General features: G+C 44.7%; 16 protein-coding genes and 1 riboswitch. Of the genes, 12 read left to right on the plus strand and 4 right to left on the minus strand.

All coding sequences use genetic code 11. From position 1 onward, the window contains the following. Window positions 1–96 precede the first annotated feature (96 nt). Entirely contained in the window at window positions 97–1803 is a 1707-nt protein-coding gene (locus BCV39_RS04085; RefSeq protein ID WP_102431455.1) for a phospho-sugar mutase, read from the minus strand. A 485-nt stretch (window positions 1804–2288) separates the two neighbouring features. Between BCV39_RS04085 and coxB the strand changes: the two genes are divergently transcribed. The 4 genes from coxB to BCV39_RS04105 are packed head-to-tail and all read left to right on the plus strand — an operon-like array spanning window position 2289 to window position 6698. After that, window positions 2289–3506, plus strand: coding sequence for a cytochrome c oxidase subunit II (coxB, locus tag BCV39_RS04090; protein WP_048659079.1), 1218 nt, complete (start codon window positions 2289–2291; stop codon window positions 3504–3506). Then, window positions 3503–5164 (plus strand): cytochrome c oxidase subunit I, encoded by a 1662-nt coding sequence (gene ctaD, locus BCV39_RS04095; protein ID WP_102431456.1) that lies wholly within the window; start codon window positions 3503–3505, stop codon window positions 5162–5164. The genes coxB and ctaD overlap by 4 nt, the downstream gene beginning before the upstream one ends. Before the next feature lie 11 nt (window positions 5165–5175). Beyond that, on the plus strand, window positions 5176–5784 hold the full coding sequence (locus tag BCV39_RS04100) for a cytochrome c oxidase assembly protein (RefSeq protein WP_102321409.1): 609 nt from the start codon (window positions 5176–5178) through the stop codon (window positions 5782–5784). A 29-nt stretch (window positions 5785–5813) separates the two neighbouring features. Then, the gene (locus BCV39_RS04105; protein WP_102321408.1) at window positions 5814–6698 is read left to right on the plus strand and encodes a cytochrome c oxidase subunit 3; all 885 of its coding nucleotides are present in this window, start codon (window positions 5814–5816) and stop codon (window positions 6696–6698) included. A gap of 73 nt (window positions 6699–6771) precedes the next feature. Here the strand turns inward: BCV39_RS04105 and BCV39_RS04110 are convergent, their stop codons facing one another. Next, window positions 6772–7002: a DUF2909 family protein gene (locus BCV39_RS04110; RefSeq protein ID WP_048659084.1), complete on the minus strand. Its 231-nt coding sequence runs from the start codon at window positions 7000–7002 to the stop codon at window positions 6772–6774. Between BCV39_RS04110 and BCV39_RS04115 the strand changes: the two genes are divergently transcribed. The 4 genes from BCV39_RS04115 to cyoE all read left to right on the plus strand — a co-directional run bounded on the left by BCV39_RS04115 (window position 6896) and on the right by cyoE (window position 10549). Further along, window positions 6896–7813 (plus strand): SURF1 family protein, encoded by a 918-nt coding sequence (locus tag BCV39_RS04115; RefSeq protein WP_102431457.1) that lies wholly within the window; start codon window positions 6896–6898, stop codon window positions 7811–7813. The genes BCV39_RS04110 and BCV39_RS04115 overlap by 107 nt on opposite strands. Before the next feature lie 55 nt (window positions 7814–7868). Further along, window positions 7869–8477: a hypothetical protein gene (locus tag BCV39_RS04120; protein ID WP_102431458.1), complete on the plus strand. Its 609-nt coding sequence runs from the start codon at window positions 7869–7871 to the stop codon at window positions 8475–8477. An 88-nt stretch (window positions 8478–8565) separates the two neighbouring features. Then, the gene (locus tag BCV39_RS04125; RefSeq protein WP_102431459.1) at window positions 8566–9621 is read left to right on the plus strand and encodes a COX15/CtaA family protein; all 1056 of its coding nucleotides are present in this window, start codon (window positions 8566–8568) and stop codon (window positions 9619–9621) included. Further along, window positions 9611–10549 carry a heme o synthase gene (gene cyoE, locus BCV39_RS04130; RefSeq protein ID WP_102431460.1) on the plus strand — a complete coding sequence of 313 codons (939 nt, stop codon included), beginning with the start codon at window positions 9611–9613 and terminating at the stop codon, window positions 10547–10549. The genes BCV39_RS04125 and cyoE overlap by 11 nt, the downstream gene beginning before the upstream one ends. Window positions 10550–10659: 110 nt before the next feature. On the opposite strand, the gene gbpA is transcribed toward cyoE, so the two are convergent. Continuing rightward, window positions 10660–12126 carry an N-acetylglucosamine-binding protein GbpA gene (gbpA, locus tag BCV39_RS04135; protein WP_102431461.1) on the minus strand — a complete coding sequence of 489 codons (1467 nt, stop codon included), beginning with the start codon at window positions 12124–12126 and terminating at the stop codon, window positions 10660–10662. Window positions 12127–12198: 72 nt separating this feature from the next. Beyond that, window positions 12199–12288, minus strand: a riboswitch (cyclic di-GMP riboswitch). A gap of 322 nt (window positions 12289–12610) precedes the next feature. Here gbpA and BCV39_RS04140 point away from each other — a divergent pair. The 4 genes from BCV39_RS04140 to aroG all read left to right on the plus strand — a co-directional run bounded on the left by BCV39_RS04140 (window position 12611) and on the right by aroG (window position 15330). Beyond that, window positions 12611–12964 carry a hypothetical protein gene (locus BCV39_RS04140; RefSeq protein ID WP_048659090.1) on the plus strand — a complete coding sequence of 118 codons (354 nt, stop codon included), beginning with the start codon at window positions 12611–12613 and terminating at the stop codon, window positions 12962–12964. Between the two features lie 99 nt (window positions 12965–13063). Continuing rightward, entirely contained in the window at window positions 13064–13735 is a 672-nt protein-coding gene (locus BCV39_RS04145) for a DUF3313 domain-containing protein (protein ID WP_102431462.1), read from the plus strand. A gap of 12 nt (window positions 13736–13747) precedes the next feature. Continuing rightward, window positions 13748–13963: a DUF3820 family protein gene (locus tag BCV39_RS04150; protein ID WP_102431463.1), complete on the plus strand. Its 216-nt coding sequence runs from the start codon at window positions 13748–13750 to the stop codon at window positions 13961–13963. Between the two features lie 314 nt (window positions 13964–14277). Beyond that, window positions 14278–15330 carry a 3-deoxy-7-phosphoheptulonate synthase AroG gene (aroG, locus tag BCV39_RS04155; RefSeq protein WP_048663341.1) on the plus strand — a complete coding sequence of 351 codons (1053 nt, stop codon included), beginning with the start codon at window positions 14278–14280 and terminating at the stop codon, window positions 15328–15330. 110 nt (window positions 15331–15440) lie between these two features. Here the strand turns inward: aroG and BCV39_RS04160 are convergent, their stop codons facing one another. Then, window positions 15441–16865: a phosphomannomutase CpsG gene (locus BCV39_RS04160; protein ID WP_102431464.1), complete on the minus strand. Its 1425-nt coding sequence runs from the start codon at window positions 16863–16865 to the stop codon at window positions 15441–15443. Window position 16866: the final 1 nt, after the last annotated feature.

The following is a 16866-nucleotide window of genomic DNA, read 5'->3' on the forward strand; positions in this document are numbered from 1 at the left end:
AAACCAGACATCTTTTTGCGGTTAGCCGCTGAGACAAAATGGACGCTTCGAGCGTCCATTTTGTTTTTAATCGTTATATGTTGAACATACCAATCGTTAAGAATTCAGTTCTTGCTGGTGTTGCTCGATGAGTTTGTCCATGTACTCTTCACCACGTAGGCGAGTGTCTTCGTATGTTTCTGTCCCTTCGAACTTTGTTACCGTCTCATAATAAACCTTAACTTTTGGTTCTGTGCCTGAAGGTCGGACGATAATGCGTGTGCCATCTTCTAGGTGATAGATGAGAACATCACTTGAAGGCAGGTTAATCGCTTCAGTATTGCCACCAATGACGAAGCGTAAAGAAGACTGAAGATCTTCAATCACAGAGATAGCAACATCGTTTATTGCTTTAGGTTGTGCTGCTCTGAGTTTAGAACCAATCGATGGTGAATCTGGGTCAAGAGCAAGGCTTCGCTGCGCGTTGGTATGAACACCATGTTCAAATGAAATTTTAGCGAGAAGATCCCAAACCGTTCGACCTTGAGATTTCAACTCTTCAACCAATTGAGCAAACACGACGATAGCAGACAGCCCATCTTTGTCTCGTACCTGAGTGCCAATTGTGTAGCCTAACGCTTCTTCATAGGCGAACAAGAACTCGTTCTGATCATCTTCTAATTGCATGCCAATATTCGCCAACCATTTAAAGCCTGTCAGCGTTTGGAAATAAGTCGCACCATGGGATTTAGCCACTTTCTCTAGCAGGGTGGATGAGACGATGCTATTACCAACTAATTGGTTTTTGGTGTGCGGCTTTGACAACAAGTAGTGCGCGAACAACACCCCCACTTGGTCACCCGTGAGCATTTTATAGGAAGTATCTTCAGTTCTGACTGCAACGGCGAATCGGTCTGCATCTGGGTCATTGGCACAAGCAATGTCGGCATCGACACTTTTTGCTAAGTTAACCACCAGATCCATCGCGCCTTTTTCTTCCGGATTCGGGAAGTTCACGGTCGGGAAGTTACCATCGGGCTCTCTTTGCTCGGCGACGCTGAACACCTTATGGAAACCAGAATCATGAAGAAGATCCTCAGCCATTTGCGCGCCCACACCATGCATTGCAGTGTAGGTGATGGTGGTGTTCGCCGATTCAATATCTTTACTCACGTATGGGCTCTGATTGATCGCAGCTCGGTAGGTCTGATAATAACCTTCAGTTAACCATACCAACTTACCTTGTGTTTCAGCATCATTAAGGCTCATCAAAGGGATAGGCTTGGTTGATGCGATATCGATTTCAGCGGCAATGCCAGCATCATGCGGAGGAATGATTTGCGCGCCATTCTCCCAGTATACTTTGAAGCCATTGTATTCTGGCGGGTTATGGCTGGCCGTCACCACAACAGCCGCTGCGGCGTTGAAATGCTCAATACCAAAAGCAACGATAGGGGTTGCAGCGACATTCGAGGTTAAGTAAACCTTAATGCCTAAAGCCGTGAGTACGGAAGCAGTATCAACAGCGAACTGCTTTGAATCTAAACGGCCGTCATAGCCCACAACCACACCACGAATCTTGGCATTTGCAACGTGCTCTATTAAATAGTGACCAAGCCCTGTCGCGGTTTCTTGTATCACTAAGCGATTCATTCTATTTGGACCACATCCAACTTTGCCTCGAAGACCTGCTGTTCCGAACTCTAATCGTTGAGTAAAGCGGTCTTCAAGTTCGTCATGCATTCCTTCATCGATGAGGTGTTGAAGCTCTTCACGAGTTCTTGGGTCTGGGTCTCTCGCTAACCAATTCATTGCATCTTGCATAATCACTAAACCTTTTAATGTCTGTATGACTTACTGTTGATTTAACTTAAGTGATATTGATTATCATTTCTATGAAAGCAATCGTAAAACTCGATATAAAATAAATTCCAACGTCAAGAGGGCATGTAGCTTAGTTACTTCAAATAATTGACTGTTTAGTAAGTAAACTTACCTTGAACTATTGGATATCACTAACTAGCCTTTTACATAAATATAACAAAATTTAACAAATTCGCCGTTTTTGAATCTTTCATGAAAACCTCTCACGTTTCTGAGCCGTATTGGCTCATGGGGATATATGAGGTTGATAGTGCCTTAAAGCTGTCTCCATGTGAGTTGTAGATTGAGATTCAGCCTTTTCATGTGTAGTCGGGATAACAATGAATGTTGCCTGGCTCGTAATGACATGTAGTTCGTAATGAAACATAGCTCGTAACGACATTTAGGTCGCAAGTATCCAATTAGGAAGGATAAGGAGAGATCTTTTGAAAAGATTACTGGTTAGGCTAGCGTGGCTTTTGAAGAGTTTTGTTGTGGTTTTAGTGTCGCCTTTAGTGCATGCAAGTAGTGAATACAACATGACAAGAGGCGTGACTGAGATCAGCAGTGAGGTTTATGAACTTCATATGCTTATCTTCTACATCTGCTGCGCAATTGCCTTCGTTGTTTTTGGGGTGATGTTCTATTCGATTTTGAGACACCGAAAGTCGAAGGGAGCGGTGGCGGCTCACTTTCACGAAAGCACCAAAGTTGAAATCCTCTGGACCATCATTCCAATTATTATTCTTATTGCTATGGCGATACCCGCGACCAAAACCTTGATTGCTATGGAAGACACCTCTCAATCAGATCTGACCGTTAAAATCACTGGATCACAATGGAAATGGCATTACAGCTATTTTGGTGAAGACGTCGAATTTTTCAGCCTTCTAGCGACCAGTGACAAAGAAATCGAAGGCATTGAAGTGAAAGGGGCTCATTACCTGCTAGAGGTTGATAAGCCATTAGTTCTTCCTATTGATAGAAAAGTTCGCTTCTTGATGACCTCTGACGATGTGATTCACTCGTGGTGGGTTCCTGCCTTTGCCGTTAAGAAAGACACTATCCCGGGGTTCATTAACGAAGCGTGGACAAAAATAGATGAACCCGGTGTATATCGTGGCCAGTGTGCTGAACTGTGTGGCCGAGCACATGGCTTTATGCCGATAGTGGTGCATGCCATGGAAGAAGACGAGTTTGATGCATGGCTGGCGGAACAGAAAGAATTGGCGATAGCCGCACAACAGGCGGCTCAAGATGCATTAGACGCGTCACTTTCTTTGGAAGAGCTGAACACCATCGGTGAAGAGGTTTACAAAACTCGATGCGCGGTCTGCCACCAAGCGAACGGTGAGGGTATTCCTGGTGCATTCCCAGCTATTAAAGGTAGCCCAGTTGCTCTAGGAGATGTCGATGTGCATATCGACACCATTGTTTATGGTCGTGGAGGCTCGGCAATGCAAGCCTTCGATAACCAGTTAACCGAGAAAGAGATCGCAGCGGTAGTCACTTATCAAAGAAATGCATGGGGTAATGACACGGGCGATATTGTTCAGGCTTCAGATATTAACGCTTACAAGGTTAAACAAGAAGGCGGAGCCCAAGCACCTGACGAACAAGGCTCAACGGATGAAGCACAAAGTGATGCTAAGGAGCAGCTATGAGTTCACCAATCAATAAGCCGGTGAAATCGGCGCCTGCAGAAGATCAGGCCTTGAGCCATTCTGTGGAAGGCACATTGGACAGCAATGACTTGTCTCTGGATGATCACGATTCTCACGCCGCTCCAAAAGGGTGGGCACGTTGGCTGTATTCAACCAATCATAAAGACATAGGCACATTATACCTGTGGTTCAGCTTTGCGATGTTCTTAACTGGCGGCGCGATGGCAATGGTGATCCGCGCTGAGCTATTTCAACCTGGCTTGCAGCTTGTTGAACCAGACTTCTTCAACCAAATGACCACAGTGCACGGCTTGATCATGGTGTTTGGTGCGGTAATGCCTGCATTCACGGGACTCGCTAACTGGATGATCCCTATGATGATCGGGGCGCCAGATATGGCGTTGCCTAGAATGAACAACCTCAGTTTCTGGATTCTGCCTTTTGCCTTCTTAATCTTAATTGGCTCTCTGTTTACAGAGGGAGGTGGCCCGAGTTTTGGTTGGACATTCTACGCGCCGCTGTCAACGACTTACGGCCCTGATAGCACGGCGCTGTTTGTCTTCTCTGTTCATATTATGGGGATCAGTTCGATCATGGGGGCGATCAACGTCATTGTGACCATCGTGAACATGCGAGCACCGGGTATAACTTGGTTTAAATTGCCAATGTTCGTATGGACTTGGTTAATTACTGCTTTCTTACTGATAGCTGTGATGCCTGTTCTCGCCGGAGCCGTGACCATGGTGCTAACTGATAAGTACTTTGGGACAAGCTTCTTTGATGCGGCTGGTGGTGGTGACCCCGTTATGTTCCAACACATATTTTGGTTCTTTGGGCATCCCGAAGTGTACATCATGATCTTACCGTCGTTTGGTATTGTCTCTGCCATCATCCCAGCCTTTAGTGGTAAGCGTTTGTTTGGTTATCATTCAATGGTGTATGCGACCTGTAGTATCGCGATCTTGTCTTTCTTAGTGTGGGCACATCATATGTTCACTACGGGGATGCCGGTTTTTGCTGAACTGTTCTTCATGTATTGCACCATGTTGATTGCGGTTCCGACGGGAGTGAAAGTCTTTAACTGGGTAGCAACCATGTGGCGAGGCGCGTTGACCTTCGAAACACCAATGCTGTTCACCATCGCCTTTATTGTTCTATTCACGATAGGCGGCTTGTCAGGATTGATGCTCGCTATTGTTCCTGCTGATTTCCAATACCATGACACCTATTTTGTAGTGGCTCACTTCCACTATGTTCTGGTTACCGGTGCGGTGTTCTCGATAATGGCCGCAGCCTATTATTGGTTACCTAAGTGGACCGGGCATATGTACGATCACAAACTCAGCCTGTGGCATTTCTGGACGTCAGTAGTCTCAGTGAATGTCCTTTTCTTCCCGATGCATTTCTTAGGCTTGGCGGGGATGCCACGTCGTATTCCAGACTACGCTATTCAGTTCGCTGACGTTAACCAAGTAGTGTCGATTGGTGGCTTTGCTTTTGGTTTGTCTCAATTGATTTTCTTATGGTTAGTCATCAAGTGCGTAAAAGGCGGTGAGCCTGCATCAAGCAAGCCTTGGGATAGAGCTGAAGGACTTGAGTGGACAGTACCAAGCCCAGCACCTCATCACACCTTTACTCATCCACCTAAAATCGATTAGAGGGATGCACAATGAATGATAAGCAAAGCGAGATAGATAAAAAACAACCTAAGCGATCTACCAAGAAGCTGACGGGCTACTTGGTATTGAGTGTCGTGGCGATGTTTGGCTTCGGTTTCGCTTTGGTTCCGCTTTACGATGTGATGTGTGAGGCGTTGGGAATCAACGGTAAAACTAATACTGTTTCTGCTGTTCAACCTCAGGGGATGCAACCGGACTACTCTCGTACTGTTCGTGTGGAGTTTATGTCGCACATCAAACCTGATATGCCCTGGCAGTTTGTTCCTGAAGAGCGTGTGCTAGAGGTTCACCCTGGTGAGGTGGTTCAAACTAACTACATTGCCAAAAACCTATCTGGAGCCTCATTGGTTGGCCAAGCCGTACCATCGGTTTCTCCAGGAATGGGAGCGACCTACTTCAACAAGATGGAATGCTTTTGCTTTAATCAGCAGCCACTTGACGGGTTCAAGAGCGCTGAAATGGGTTTGATATTTTACATAGAGCCAGACATTCCAGACTCGATACACACGCTGACGCTCTCTTATACGCTGTTTAATATCACGAGTGAGGTGGTCGGGGAATCAAGCAGTCCCGAGCCTAATGTAATCGCGAGTAACTAGGAACCAGAATCAACAAAAGGAGTTGAGCGATGAGTTCTAAAAAGGAAGTTTATTTCGTTCCACATCAAAGCCACTGGCCATTAGTCGGTGCCGTTGCGCTGTTTCTTGTTGCTGTTGGAGCAGGGTTAACCGTGCAAAACATGGGGACTGATGCTGCTGGTGGCGTGTTCGGCAAAGCGGTGTTGTTAGTCGGATTTGCTGTTCTTCTGTATATGCTTGCGGGTTGGTTTAGCAACGTAATTACGGAATCATTGAGTGGTGTTTATTCCGAGCAGATATCTCGCTCCTTTAGGCAAGGCATGAGCTGGTTCATCTTTTCTGAAATCATGTTCTTCGGCGCTTTCTTTGGTGCGCTTTTCTATGCTCGTATGATTTCTGTTCCTTGGATTGGTGGTTCGGGCAACAATGAAATGACCCATGAAGTCTTGTGGCCGATGTTCCAATCTATGTGGCCACTGACCACGACACCTGATGGCGTAACGACACAAGCTATGCCTTGGCAAGGTATCCCTCTAAAAAACACCATAATTCTGCTGCTTTCCTCTGTGACGCTGCATATGGCACATATCAGTCTTGAACAAAATAAGCGTATGGCTTTGATCGTCTGGTTGGAGATAACCATTGTTCTGGCCGGTTTCTTCCTGTTTTTCCAAGTCGAAGAGTACGTCCATGCCTATCAAGAGATGGGGCTGACCCTTCAATCAGGCATCTACGGCAACACTTTCTTCTTATTGACTGGTTTCCATGGTTTGCATGTCTGCTTAGGGACGATCTTTTTGATTGTATTACTGGCAAGGGTTGCGAAAGACCACTTTACGCCAAAAGACCACTTTGCTTTCCAAGCCGGCAGTTGGTATTGGCACTTTGTTGATGTGGTTTGGTTAGGGTTGTTTGTGTTCGTCTATGTTCTTTAACGACATATTGAGCTGCTTTAAGCCATGCTTGGAAGAATAAATATGTTTGAAAACGTTAATCAACTTGAAAGCCTTAGTAAGGCCTTGGATTTGGAGTAATGGTGCCTGAGGCTAGGGCAAGTAACAGCAATAGCACAACGATGGCAGACAGCACCACACGACGACCTAAGAAGTGACTCAGTCTTTTGCCATTTTGTTTGCCTGAGGCGATTTGGATTAGACCTTTCATCAAATTGAAAGCGATAAAAAACAGCAAAGCGACCAATACAATTTTAAATAACAACACAAAGGTAGATGACGCCATAGTGATAACTCCAAACCGATTGATTGATGATGAACACAAGTTCCGCAGTAAAGGTTTTTGGATAGCGGTTGTTTTAACTGTGGTTTCAGTCGGCGCTTTAATCAAGTTGGGTTTATGGCAACTAGAGCGAGGTAACGAGAAATTACGTTATGAGCAACAATTAATAGAGAGAGCGAAGCAATCGCCGCAATCTTTAGACATTGTTATCTCTGAATGGAAGGACTCGCGCACACAAGCGCAAGATTCATCTGAACAGCCGTTTTTAAATGGTTTAAAGGTTGATGTCGAACTGGAAACGCCAAGTGGTTTGGTCGTTTTGTTAGACAACCAGATAAACCAAGGAACGGTAGGGTATGTAATTTACATGTTGGGCGAGGTTCCAACACAAGATGGAAGCAAACAACTGTTGATCGATCTTGGGTTCGTTGCAGCAAGTAATGACAGAAGAGAGCTTCCACAAGTTGGACATGTCACTTTACCAACCAACATGTCAGGGCGCTTGTATACACGTTCAGTTAATCCTTTAAGTCATGAGTTGGGTTTGGAAAATACGACACCGAATAGAATCCAAAACTTAAACATAGCAGCGTTATCAGAGTACACCGGGCAAGACGTGCTGCCGTTTATCTTTCAACCTCAGAGCTTAGATTCATGGCCTTATGAGATGTTGTGGCGACCTACGGCGATGAAGTCTGAGAAGCACTTTGGTTACTCGTTTCAATGGTTTGTAATGGCTGCGGTACTTTTGTTTTTGATGTTGTTGATTGGGTTCCGATATTTGAAGAAAAATAGCCATATGAATCAGAAGTAGGCACTTGAAATTGAAATAGTGACTTTAAAGGCAGTGTCTGCCACAAGGAAGAAAGATGAATAAATCTCAAGTACAAATGAACAAGGAAAGTACCGAGGCCAATCTCGCTGCGTTTAAACAGCGTCGATCTCGTGGTCGTCTTGTATTAATCGGACTGATTCTGATCTTCGCCTTACCTGCCATTATCGCTAAAACCGTGTTGGACCAGAATTGGTACACCTCAGGTGTCACTAACTCGGGGGAATTGGTAGAACCAAGAACCACACTAGCGGATTTCGGTGTAACGGTACCCATGGCTGGAGAGGGGTGGTTAGTGGGTTATATCGCGCCGGTGGAGTGCGAAAGCTTGTGCGAACAACAACTCCATTATTTGAATCAAAGCTACTTGGCGTTAGGGAAAAACAAAGAGCGTGTGACTGCCGTTGTTTTTGTTTCAGAAGGTAACTCGTTATCGGGTTCGCTCGATAAGCCCGGTTTGTCTTTGTTAACTGGTGGCGATCAGTTAAGTACCGAGTTTGCGCCGGCTTCCATTGTCATTATTGACCCACTAGGGCAGCTAGTTATGGAGTATAAAAGCGTTTCTGACCCGTCGCAGTTAGTGGGGCAATCCAAAGGCATGATTCATGATTTAAGAAAGCTACTCAAGCTGTCACGAGTTGGGTAGTTAATAAGCTTAACTTGATAAGTTTTAGCAGATGGCGTTAATGCTGAGTGTTGTTAACGAAAAGGGAATAAGTATAGGGAGATAGACGATGCAGAATAAAGCCCCTGATTTACTCATCCACATGATGAGATTAACTATCTTATTGACCCTTACCGTGATTGTTCTCGGAGCTTATACACGTTTGTCGGATGCTGGCCTTGGCTGTCCTGATTGGCCGGGTTGTTACGGAAAGATCACCGTGCCCTCAGATGCCCAAGCGGTTAATCAAGCCAACCTGCAATTTCCAGAGCGAGCTCTCGAAGCAGATAAAGCTTGGATTGAGATGATACATCGCTACTTTGCAGGGACATTAGGGCTGCTTATCTTTGTTGTAGTAGCTTGGTGTATTAAAAAGAATGTTACTTCGATTGGGCTTCCTTTGCTTATTTCCGCCACTGTCATTTTTCAGGCTTTGTTGGGTATGTGGACTGTGACTCTCAAATTGATGCCTGTTGTGGTGATGGCGCATTTGATGGGGGGCTTCACGCTGCTGTCACTGCTGTGCCTGCTCTACTGTCGTTTGTCTCAATTCCAAAGCTGTTTTGGTGAGGCTTCCTATTCTCCACAACTTAGAGTTTGGTCGCTCTTTGGATTAGTCATTGTGGTCGGGCAGATACTGCTTGGTGGGTGGACATCATCAAATTACGCCGCATTGGTGTGTACACAGCTACCCATTTGTGAGGGGAACTGGACAAGCTATCTAGACTTTAAGAACGCTTTCGACTTTGCTCAACACGGCCATGATAACTATGAGTTTGGTGTGTTGGAATATCCCGCAAGGCTTACCATACATGTCATGCATCGATTGGGGGCTATTGTGGCGACATTAACGGTGCTGATGGTTGTGTATCAGCTATGGAGGTCTGGCCAAGCGCCTCACCAACAGCTGAGCGTGATTGTCGTAATAGTCTTGCTTACTCAAATCAGCCTTGGAATCAGCAATGTATGGTTTCACCTGCCAATCTCAGTCGCGGTTTTGCATAACCTAGTCGCAGCGATGTTGCTTCTCAGCATGGTTGTAACCAATTTTGTCGTGTGGCAACGCAAACCAAGTGAGAGCTTGGTGAAAAATAGTGCATTACAAGGAGGTAATCATGGTCAGTAGAACGTCAACACAGCATCAAGTGGTGGTTCAAGACGAAGCTTCAAACAGTGAAATGGCTGGAAAAAACAAAGCTGTTTGGAAGGTCTATTTAACACTGACCAAGCCTAAAGTGGTGGCGTTAATGTTGCTGACCGCACTAGTCGGGATGTGTTTGGCTGTGCCTAATGGATTGCCTTTACAGCAAACTCTGTTCGGGATGATTGGGATAGGGCTAATGGCGGGATCGGCCGCTGCGTTTAATCATTTGATCGACAAAAAGATCGACGGCCAGATGACTCGAACTAATCGACGTCCTTTACCATCGGGTGAGCTGAGTAGTGTGCGTGTATTCAGCTTTGCCACGGGTATCGGCTTACTTGGATTCGTCACGCTTGTGGTGTGGGTCAATCAACTCACCGCTTGGTTAACCTTTGCGAGCTTGTTGGGTTACGCAGTGATTTACACCATGTATCTGAAGCGAGCGACTCCACAAAATATTGTAATTGCAGGGGTTGCAGGCGCAATGCCTCCGCTGTTGGGTTGGACGGCAGTTACTAATGAGCTGCATTCAAGTGCATGGTTGCTGGTGATGATCATCTTTATCTGGACGCCTCCTCACTTTTGGGCACTTGCGATTCATCGTCGTGACGAGTACGCCAAGGTAGATATTCCGATGCTGCCTGTGACTCACGGGATAGCCTATACCAAGACGTCAATTCTGCTGTATACCTTGCTGCTTAGCATTGTATGCGTATTGCCCGTGTTGGTTGGTATGAGTAGCTGGATATACTTGAGCGCCTCTTTGGTACTAAACGGTGGCTTTGTTTATCACGCATGGGTACTTAAGTATCGTGATGAGCCCAACATGGCGATGAAGACCTTCAAGTTTTCTATCTATCATCTTATGCTCTTGTTCGTAGCTCTGTTGGCCGACCACTATCTACTTTGATAACTGACCTTTCAGGTGTTTTAGAGCAAGAAAACGGATGCGCTAGGCATCCGTTTTTGTTTGGTTGATTACCAACACTCATCTATTAATAGTGAGTCTCTAGTGATCAATTAGTCCACTTTGTTCCAAGCATCTTGCCAGTGTGAACCTACACCTGGTTCGTACTGAGTTGCTGTTGGAGCCCATTGAACACAGTAGCCAGAGTATGGGAACTCTTTACACTGATAAACGCCACCATCGCTACTTAGTACTTTAGTACCGGCAGTGTAAGACTCAATGCTTCCTGGGAACACGAAGTCGTAGTCGCCTGCTGGTGGAGGTGTTTGCTCATCCATCAGGTGGAAATCAAGCGTGTTCTGATCCACTAAGTTACCTTGGTCATCTTTCGTCACAACCACAAGCATGTGGTGGCCAGCTTCTGATTTAGACAAAGTCAGTTGAACATCTTCCACTTGTCCGTCTGCTAATTCAGATTTTTGAGAGGCAAGCGCTTCACGATGATGATTGTACACAGTCAATTCAGCTTGAATATCGCCTGTTGCCGCTAGAGTAAGGTCAAGCTGTGTTGGCTGGTTTTCATCGATAATGTACTCAGACTCTAAGCCAGTCACTTCTAGCTCATGGTCTGGTTCTGGAGTATCAATCTTGTAACCGATCTCGACGCTGTTAAAGCCTGAACCTGCCTTTAAGTAAATAGGGTTCGAACCGTATACAGGAGCGAAATCGCCTTGGCCGTTTAATTGACCTGCTTTGATTTGCGCCTGCTCTTGGTTGATCTTAGAGGCAAGAGCGTAAGACCAGTTGTTTGCTTTGCCTTGCTCGTTGCTTTCAATCACTAGCTCTGTGCTGTAGGAAGCGTTCTCACCAGATTGATCGAAGACACGAGTGTAGACAGCGTCACCAACGTTCAGATCTTGAGTTGGGTTGATCTGACCGCCTTGATCCCAATCCGGAATAATAGGGCCGTCGCCATCAAATTTCACATCGATAACATTGTAGAAAGCTGCAGCAGTGTCACCCACGTCCCATACTGCAAGGATCACTTGATAACCTTCGCGTTCTGGAACATTACACAAGTGGCTTACTTGCATCGGTGGTTGTTCCATATTGCCTTCAACAACACAGAATGGTGTTAAATCAAAAGAGCTGCGTGCCAAAGGTTGGTTTGGATTCCAGTCAGGTTGCGTAATGTAGTATTTCCAATCGCGGGTTTTGTGGTTGGCTGTAAACGTCCACTCAAAATATTGAGAACCTGACTTGATAGGGCGTTTAACCCAGCGATCGGCTGTTTGCTCGTCTAGCGCTGCCGCTAAAGAAGATTCTGCACTGGCGATTTTTCCATCGACAGGGCCGACTTCAGGGAAACCTTCAGGGCCTTCCACACTTTGTGGTTCGTATTGGATACCACCACAGTCGGTGTTTTTCTGTTGTGTGTCACTCGCAGGGAACTTACATAGGGCAACACGGCTCTCAGCAACGCCATTATCGTATGCCGAAACATAACCGTGGCCGAAGCTTGCACCGCTAACACTTAGTAGCGACAGAGCGATGAGTGATTTTTTTGGGAGTTGTTTCATTATTTGTCCTTACTGTATTTGGCCGACAAAAAAGAGAACACTCCGGCATGCATGTGCACTTAAATCCTATTAAGTGGCGGCCCCGCTATCATAGACAGAATATTTGTCGACAGACCGGTGGCTTTGCGTCCTATTCTTTCAAATAGTTTGCCAGAAGTGCGTTTAAGCAAACGGAATGTAGCCAACCAGTTTTATAAATGCGAATCAATAGATTGAAATGTGGAATGCTAATCTCGAACTTTTAATTCTTAATACAAATTAACTTGCTATATGTTTCGTTAGTTAACGTATAAATTATTGATATAAATAAAGAAAGTATTTGCTCTAATCGTTTTTGTGAATGTTTTGAGTCTTTGTGTTTCGTTCTATAGAACAATAGTGCTCATATCAAAACCAAACCTTTGGTTTCCACTAACCGAACTCTGACATGTCATGTATGAAAAAACGGACAATTGATTGGTATGAATTATATAAAGGAGTCGGTATGGAATTCACAGAACAAGACAGAGATGCGTTGTATCAAACGTGGATGTCACAAAAATCGCGAATGCGAATTACGCAGATGGAGTTTTCAAAAAAGCTAGGAATGAACCAGCTTGATTTCTCAAATGTACTGCGAGGAGAGACGCCATTGACCATGTCTTTCATTAGCCACTTTTGCCGTTTACTTCATTTAGAACCTAGAAATGTGTTCCCTTCACTTAAAGAAGGCAATGAGTCTGGACCTAAAGTGGTGTATTTGAAAAGTAGAATGAGTGTTGATGGCGAGATTCAAAACGCTTATATCGAAGGAAATCAGGTGATTGTAGAGTATGCTCACACCGTGCAGCATGACTAATTTTAGAGCTAGCTCTGAGTTTTAACCCCCTTTTCTACAATCTTTTCACATAGGGTATGGCATACTTATCTAGATTATTCAATTTAATGTAAGTGCGCTATGAAAGCTTTAAAACTTCTCTTGCTTGTTGCAACCAGCATTTTTTTGTTTGGTTGTGCAGGCGGTCCAATTAAAACAGCAACCAAGTTCACCAGCTATGAAGATTTTCAGCCAGGTCCTGATGGTGGTGTTGACTTAGTTTGGGCTAGAATCGGCCTGCGTGACGCACAACGTTTGAAATCTAAGTTAGACGACTATGATTCTGTGGTCATTGATCAGATCTTTGTGCTTGTAGAAGAAGGTTCGCTCGATCAAGAAGAGGTTCAAGAGCTTACTGATCACATGGTTTCACGCTTGGAAGAGAAAATATCGCCTCATAAAACAATTGTCGATGCACCCACGGGTAAGACGTTGCGCCTGAGTATCGCGTTGAGCAACGTTGAAACTCCAAACCCTATCTTAGCCGTGACGAGCAGCGTTCTGCCATTTGGTCTTGCGATGTCCACCATTTCTAAGGTGGCAATAGGCGAACACACAAACGTTGGGAGCGCCAGTGTTGAGCTATTAGTGAGTGATGCTCAAGAGGGGACGCCATTGTTCGCTGCAATCGATCGCGAAGCTGGGAACAAAGACTTTTCGACCATGATCGATTCTCTAGACGATGCCAAAGATGCGATCAACTATTGGGTTGAACGTTTAGGTGATACTCTACAGAGAACCGATGACGCATAGAAAGAGCCTGTAATGCTAGAAAAAGAGAACCTGATCAAACTTGCCAGAATGCAGATGCCTTTTGGCAAATACGCTGGTCGTACATTGATCGATTTACCTGAAGAATATTTACTGTGGTTCGATAAAAAAGGCTTTCCGTCTGGTGAACTGGGTGACCTATTAAAGCTGTGCCTTGCTCTGAAAATTGAAGGACTTGATAGTGTCGTCAAGCCATTGAAAAAAATGTAATTAAATAAAAGCTCACGCTGATCTCGTGAGCTTTTTTTGTTTTCAGCTTCAGTCGTGGATTAGGGGCGTAGGACAATTCGAATAACATAGAATCCTATTCGGCCTTAAATTGCGCAATCGATAGCGTGTAAATAATGTTATACGGGGTGTTTTAAATATAAAACACAAAAAAAATTGCGTTTTTTTTAAATTAGTGATTGAAACTAGAGTTTTTACTAGTTAAGTTACAGGGAACAAGAAGATATGTGCTGATGGAAAGTTACGTGAGATAACGTACATTCAGCTCAAGGATAGAAAAAAGGAAGAAGTAAGCAATGTTCCAGACTGATGATGTAAGAATTAACAAAGTAAAAGAGTTATTACCACCTGTTGCTGTTTTAGAAAAGTTTCCAGCGACAGAAGTTGCTTCTTCTACAACCTTTGAAAGCCGTAAAGCGATTCATAATATTTTAGAAGAAACCGATGATCGCTTACTCGTTATTGTAGGTCCATGTTCTATTCATGATACTGAAGCTGCTCTTGAGTACGGCAAGCGTTTGAAAGTGTTACGCGACGAACTCGGTGACAAGCTTGAAATCGTAATGCGCGTTTACTTTGAAAAGCCACGCACAACGGTAGGTTGGAAAGGTCTAATCAACGACCCGTACATGAACGATACGTTCAAACTAAATGATGGCCTTCGTCTAGGACGCAAGCTACTGCTTGACCTAACTGACATGGGCATGCCGACAGCAAGTGAATTCTTAGATATGATCACACCTCAATACGTTGCTGACCTAATCAGCTGGGGTGCAATCGGCGCGCGTACTACTGAATCTCAAGTTCACCGTGAATTGGCTTCTGGTCTGTCTTGCCCTGTTGGCTTTAAGAATGGCACAGATGGCAACATTAAGATCGCAACGGACGCAATCCGTTCTGCTAGCGCTTCTCACCACTTCTTGTCTGTAACTAAATACGGCCACTCAGCTATCGTAGAGACAGCAGGTAACCCTGATTGTCATATCATCCTACGCGGTGGTAAAGAGCCAAACTACAGTGCAGAACACGTTGGTAAGATTAAAGAAGAGCTAGCAGCTTCAGGTCTTCCACAAAAAGTGATGATCGATTTCAGCCACGCAAACAGCTCTAAGCAGTTCAAACGTCAAATGAACGTATCTGATGACGTAAGCACACAGATCTCTGGTGGTGATAAAGCTATCTTTGGTGTGATGATCGAATCTCACCTTGTTGAAGGTCGTCAAGACTTGGTTGATGGCAAAGCTGCAACTTACGGTCAATCTGTTACTGATGCATGTATTGGTTGGGAAGACACAGAGACAGTACTTCGTCAACTGGCAGATGCTGTTGAAGCTCGTCGCAACAAATAGACTAATTACAGTCAGCAACTAAGCTACTGAAAATTCAAAGCCCTTATTAGCAATCGCTAGTAAGGGCTTTTTTGTTGCTCTTAGGAGCAAATTGGAAGCACTTTGTACTCTTAAATGAGAAAAGACAGTAGCTCTTCGACTTTATGTGACAACAAAGCTTTATCTTTTTGGGTTTCAACATTGAGGCGTATCAATGGTTCTGTATTCGATTTTCTCAGATTGAAGCGCCATGTTCCCATATTCACACTGATACCATCGATGAAGTCTACCGCAACGGCGCCCTTTTTATAGTGTTCTAAAACAGAAGCTATAACTCGGTTGGGATCTGAAACTCTGCGATTTATCTCTCCGGAAGAGGGGAATTTAAACATACTGGTACACGTCAATTGGTGAAGAGATTGTTGAGTCTTCGAAATTAGTTCGATAACCAGTAGCCAAGGAATCATGCCTGAATCACAATATCCAAAATCACGGAAATAATGGTGTGCGCTCATTTCACCACCGTACACTGCGTTGAGCTTTCGCATTTTCTCTTTGATCAAAGCATGCCCAGCTTTTACGCCAACAGCGTTTCCACCTAGTCTTTCTGCAACCTCTATTGTATTCCATGTCATGCGCATGTCGTGTAGTACAGTCGCATTGGAGTCTTTCAGCAAGAAGGCTTCGGTTAGCAGGCCGACGATGTAGTAACCCTCAATGTAATTGCCTTTTTCATCGAAGAAAAAACAACGATCAAAATCTCCATCCCATGCGATACCAAGGTCGGCGGAATGAGCTAGCACAGCATCTCGTGTCGCAATCTGGTTTTCTTTGATTAAGGGGTTTGGAATACCATTAGGGAATTTCCCATCAGGAGTGTGATGAACCTTGATGAAAGAGATAGGAACATTCAGTTCGTTAAACCTCTCCTCTAACGCGTCAATGACATGCCCTGCAACACCGTTCCCAGCATTAACCACAATCTTCATCGGTGACAGCTTTGATGGGGTTATATACGAGAGTAGGTGCTCGACGTACGGAGCAAGAATATTGGCCTTTCTGCAAGAATCAGAAGGTAGCACTCTACTGATAGTTATACCGTTTTTCAGCTCTTGACCCAGAACTTCAATACGCTGTTTGATTGTATCTAAACCACTGTTTTTACTAATCGGACTCGCATCTGCACCGACTAATTTCATTCCGTTGTAATTGATTGGATTGTGGCTTGCTGTAATTTGAATTCCGCCTATTGCTTGTAGGTGGCGAGTCGCAAAGTAAATCTCTTCAGTGCCTGTCATACCGAGATCGATCACGCTTATGCCAGACTCGTTTAAGCCTTTGGTGATAGCTTTTTGTAATGAAAGGGACGTTTCGCGGTTATCACGGCCAATCACTACCTGAGCTGAGTCGTAGAGTGACGTTTCAGTTGAAGCACAAAGTACGTGTTCGCCAAATGCTTTTCCAAACAGAAAGGCGAAATGTTCATTGATTTGTTGACCAATGATGCCGCGGATATCGTTATTCTTAAAGCAGCTCAAGTCTAATGGTGATTTCATC

This window comes from Vibrio sp. 10N.286.55.E10 (assembly GCF_002872555.1).
Lineage (GTDB): Bacteria > Pseudomonadota > Gammaproteobacteria > Enterobacterales > Vibrionaceae > Vibrio > Vibrio crassostreae.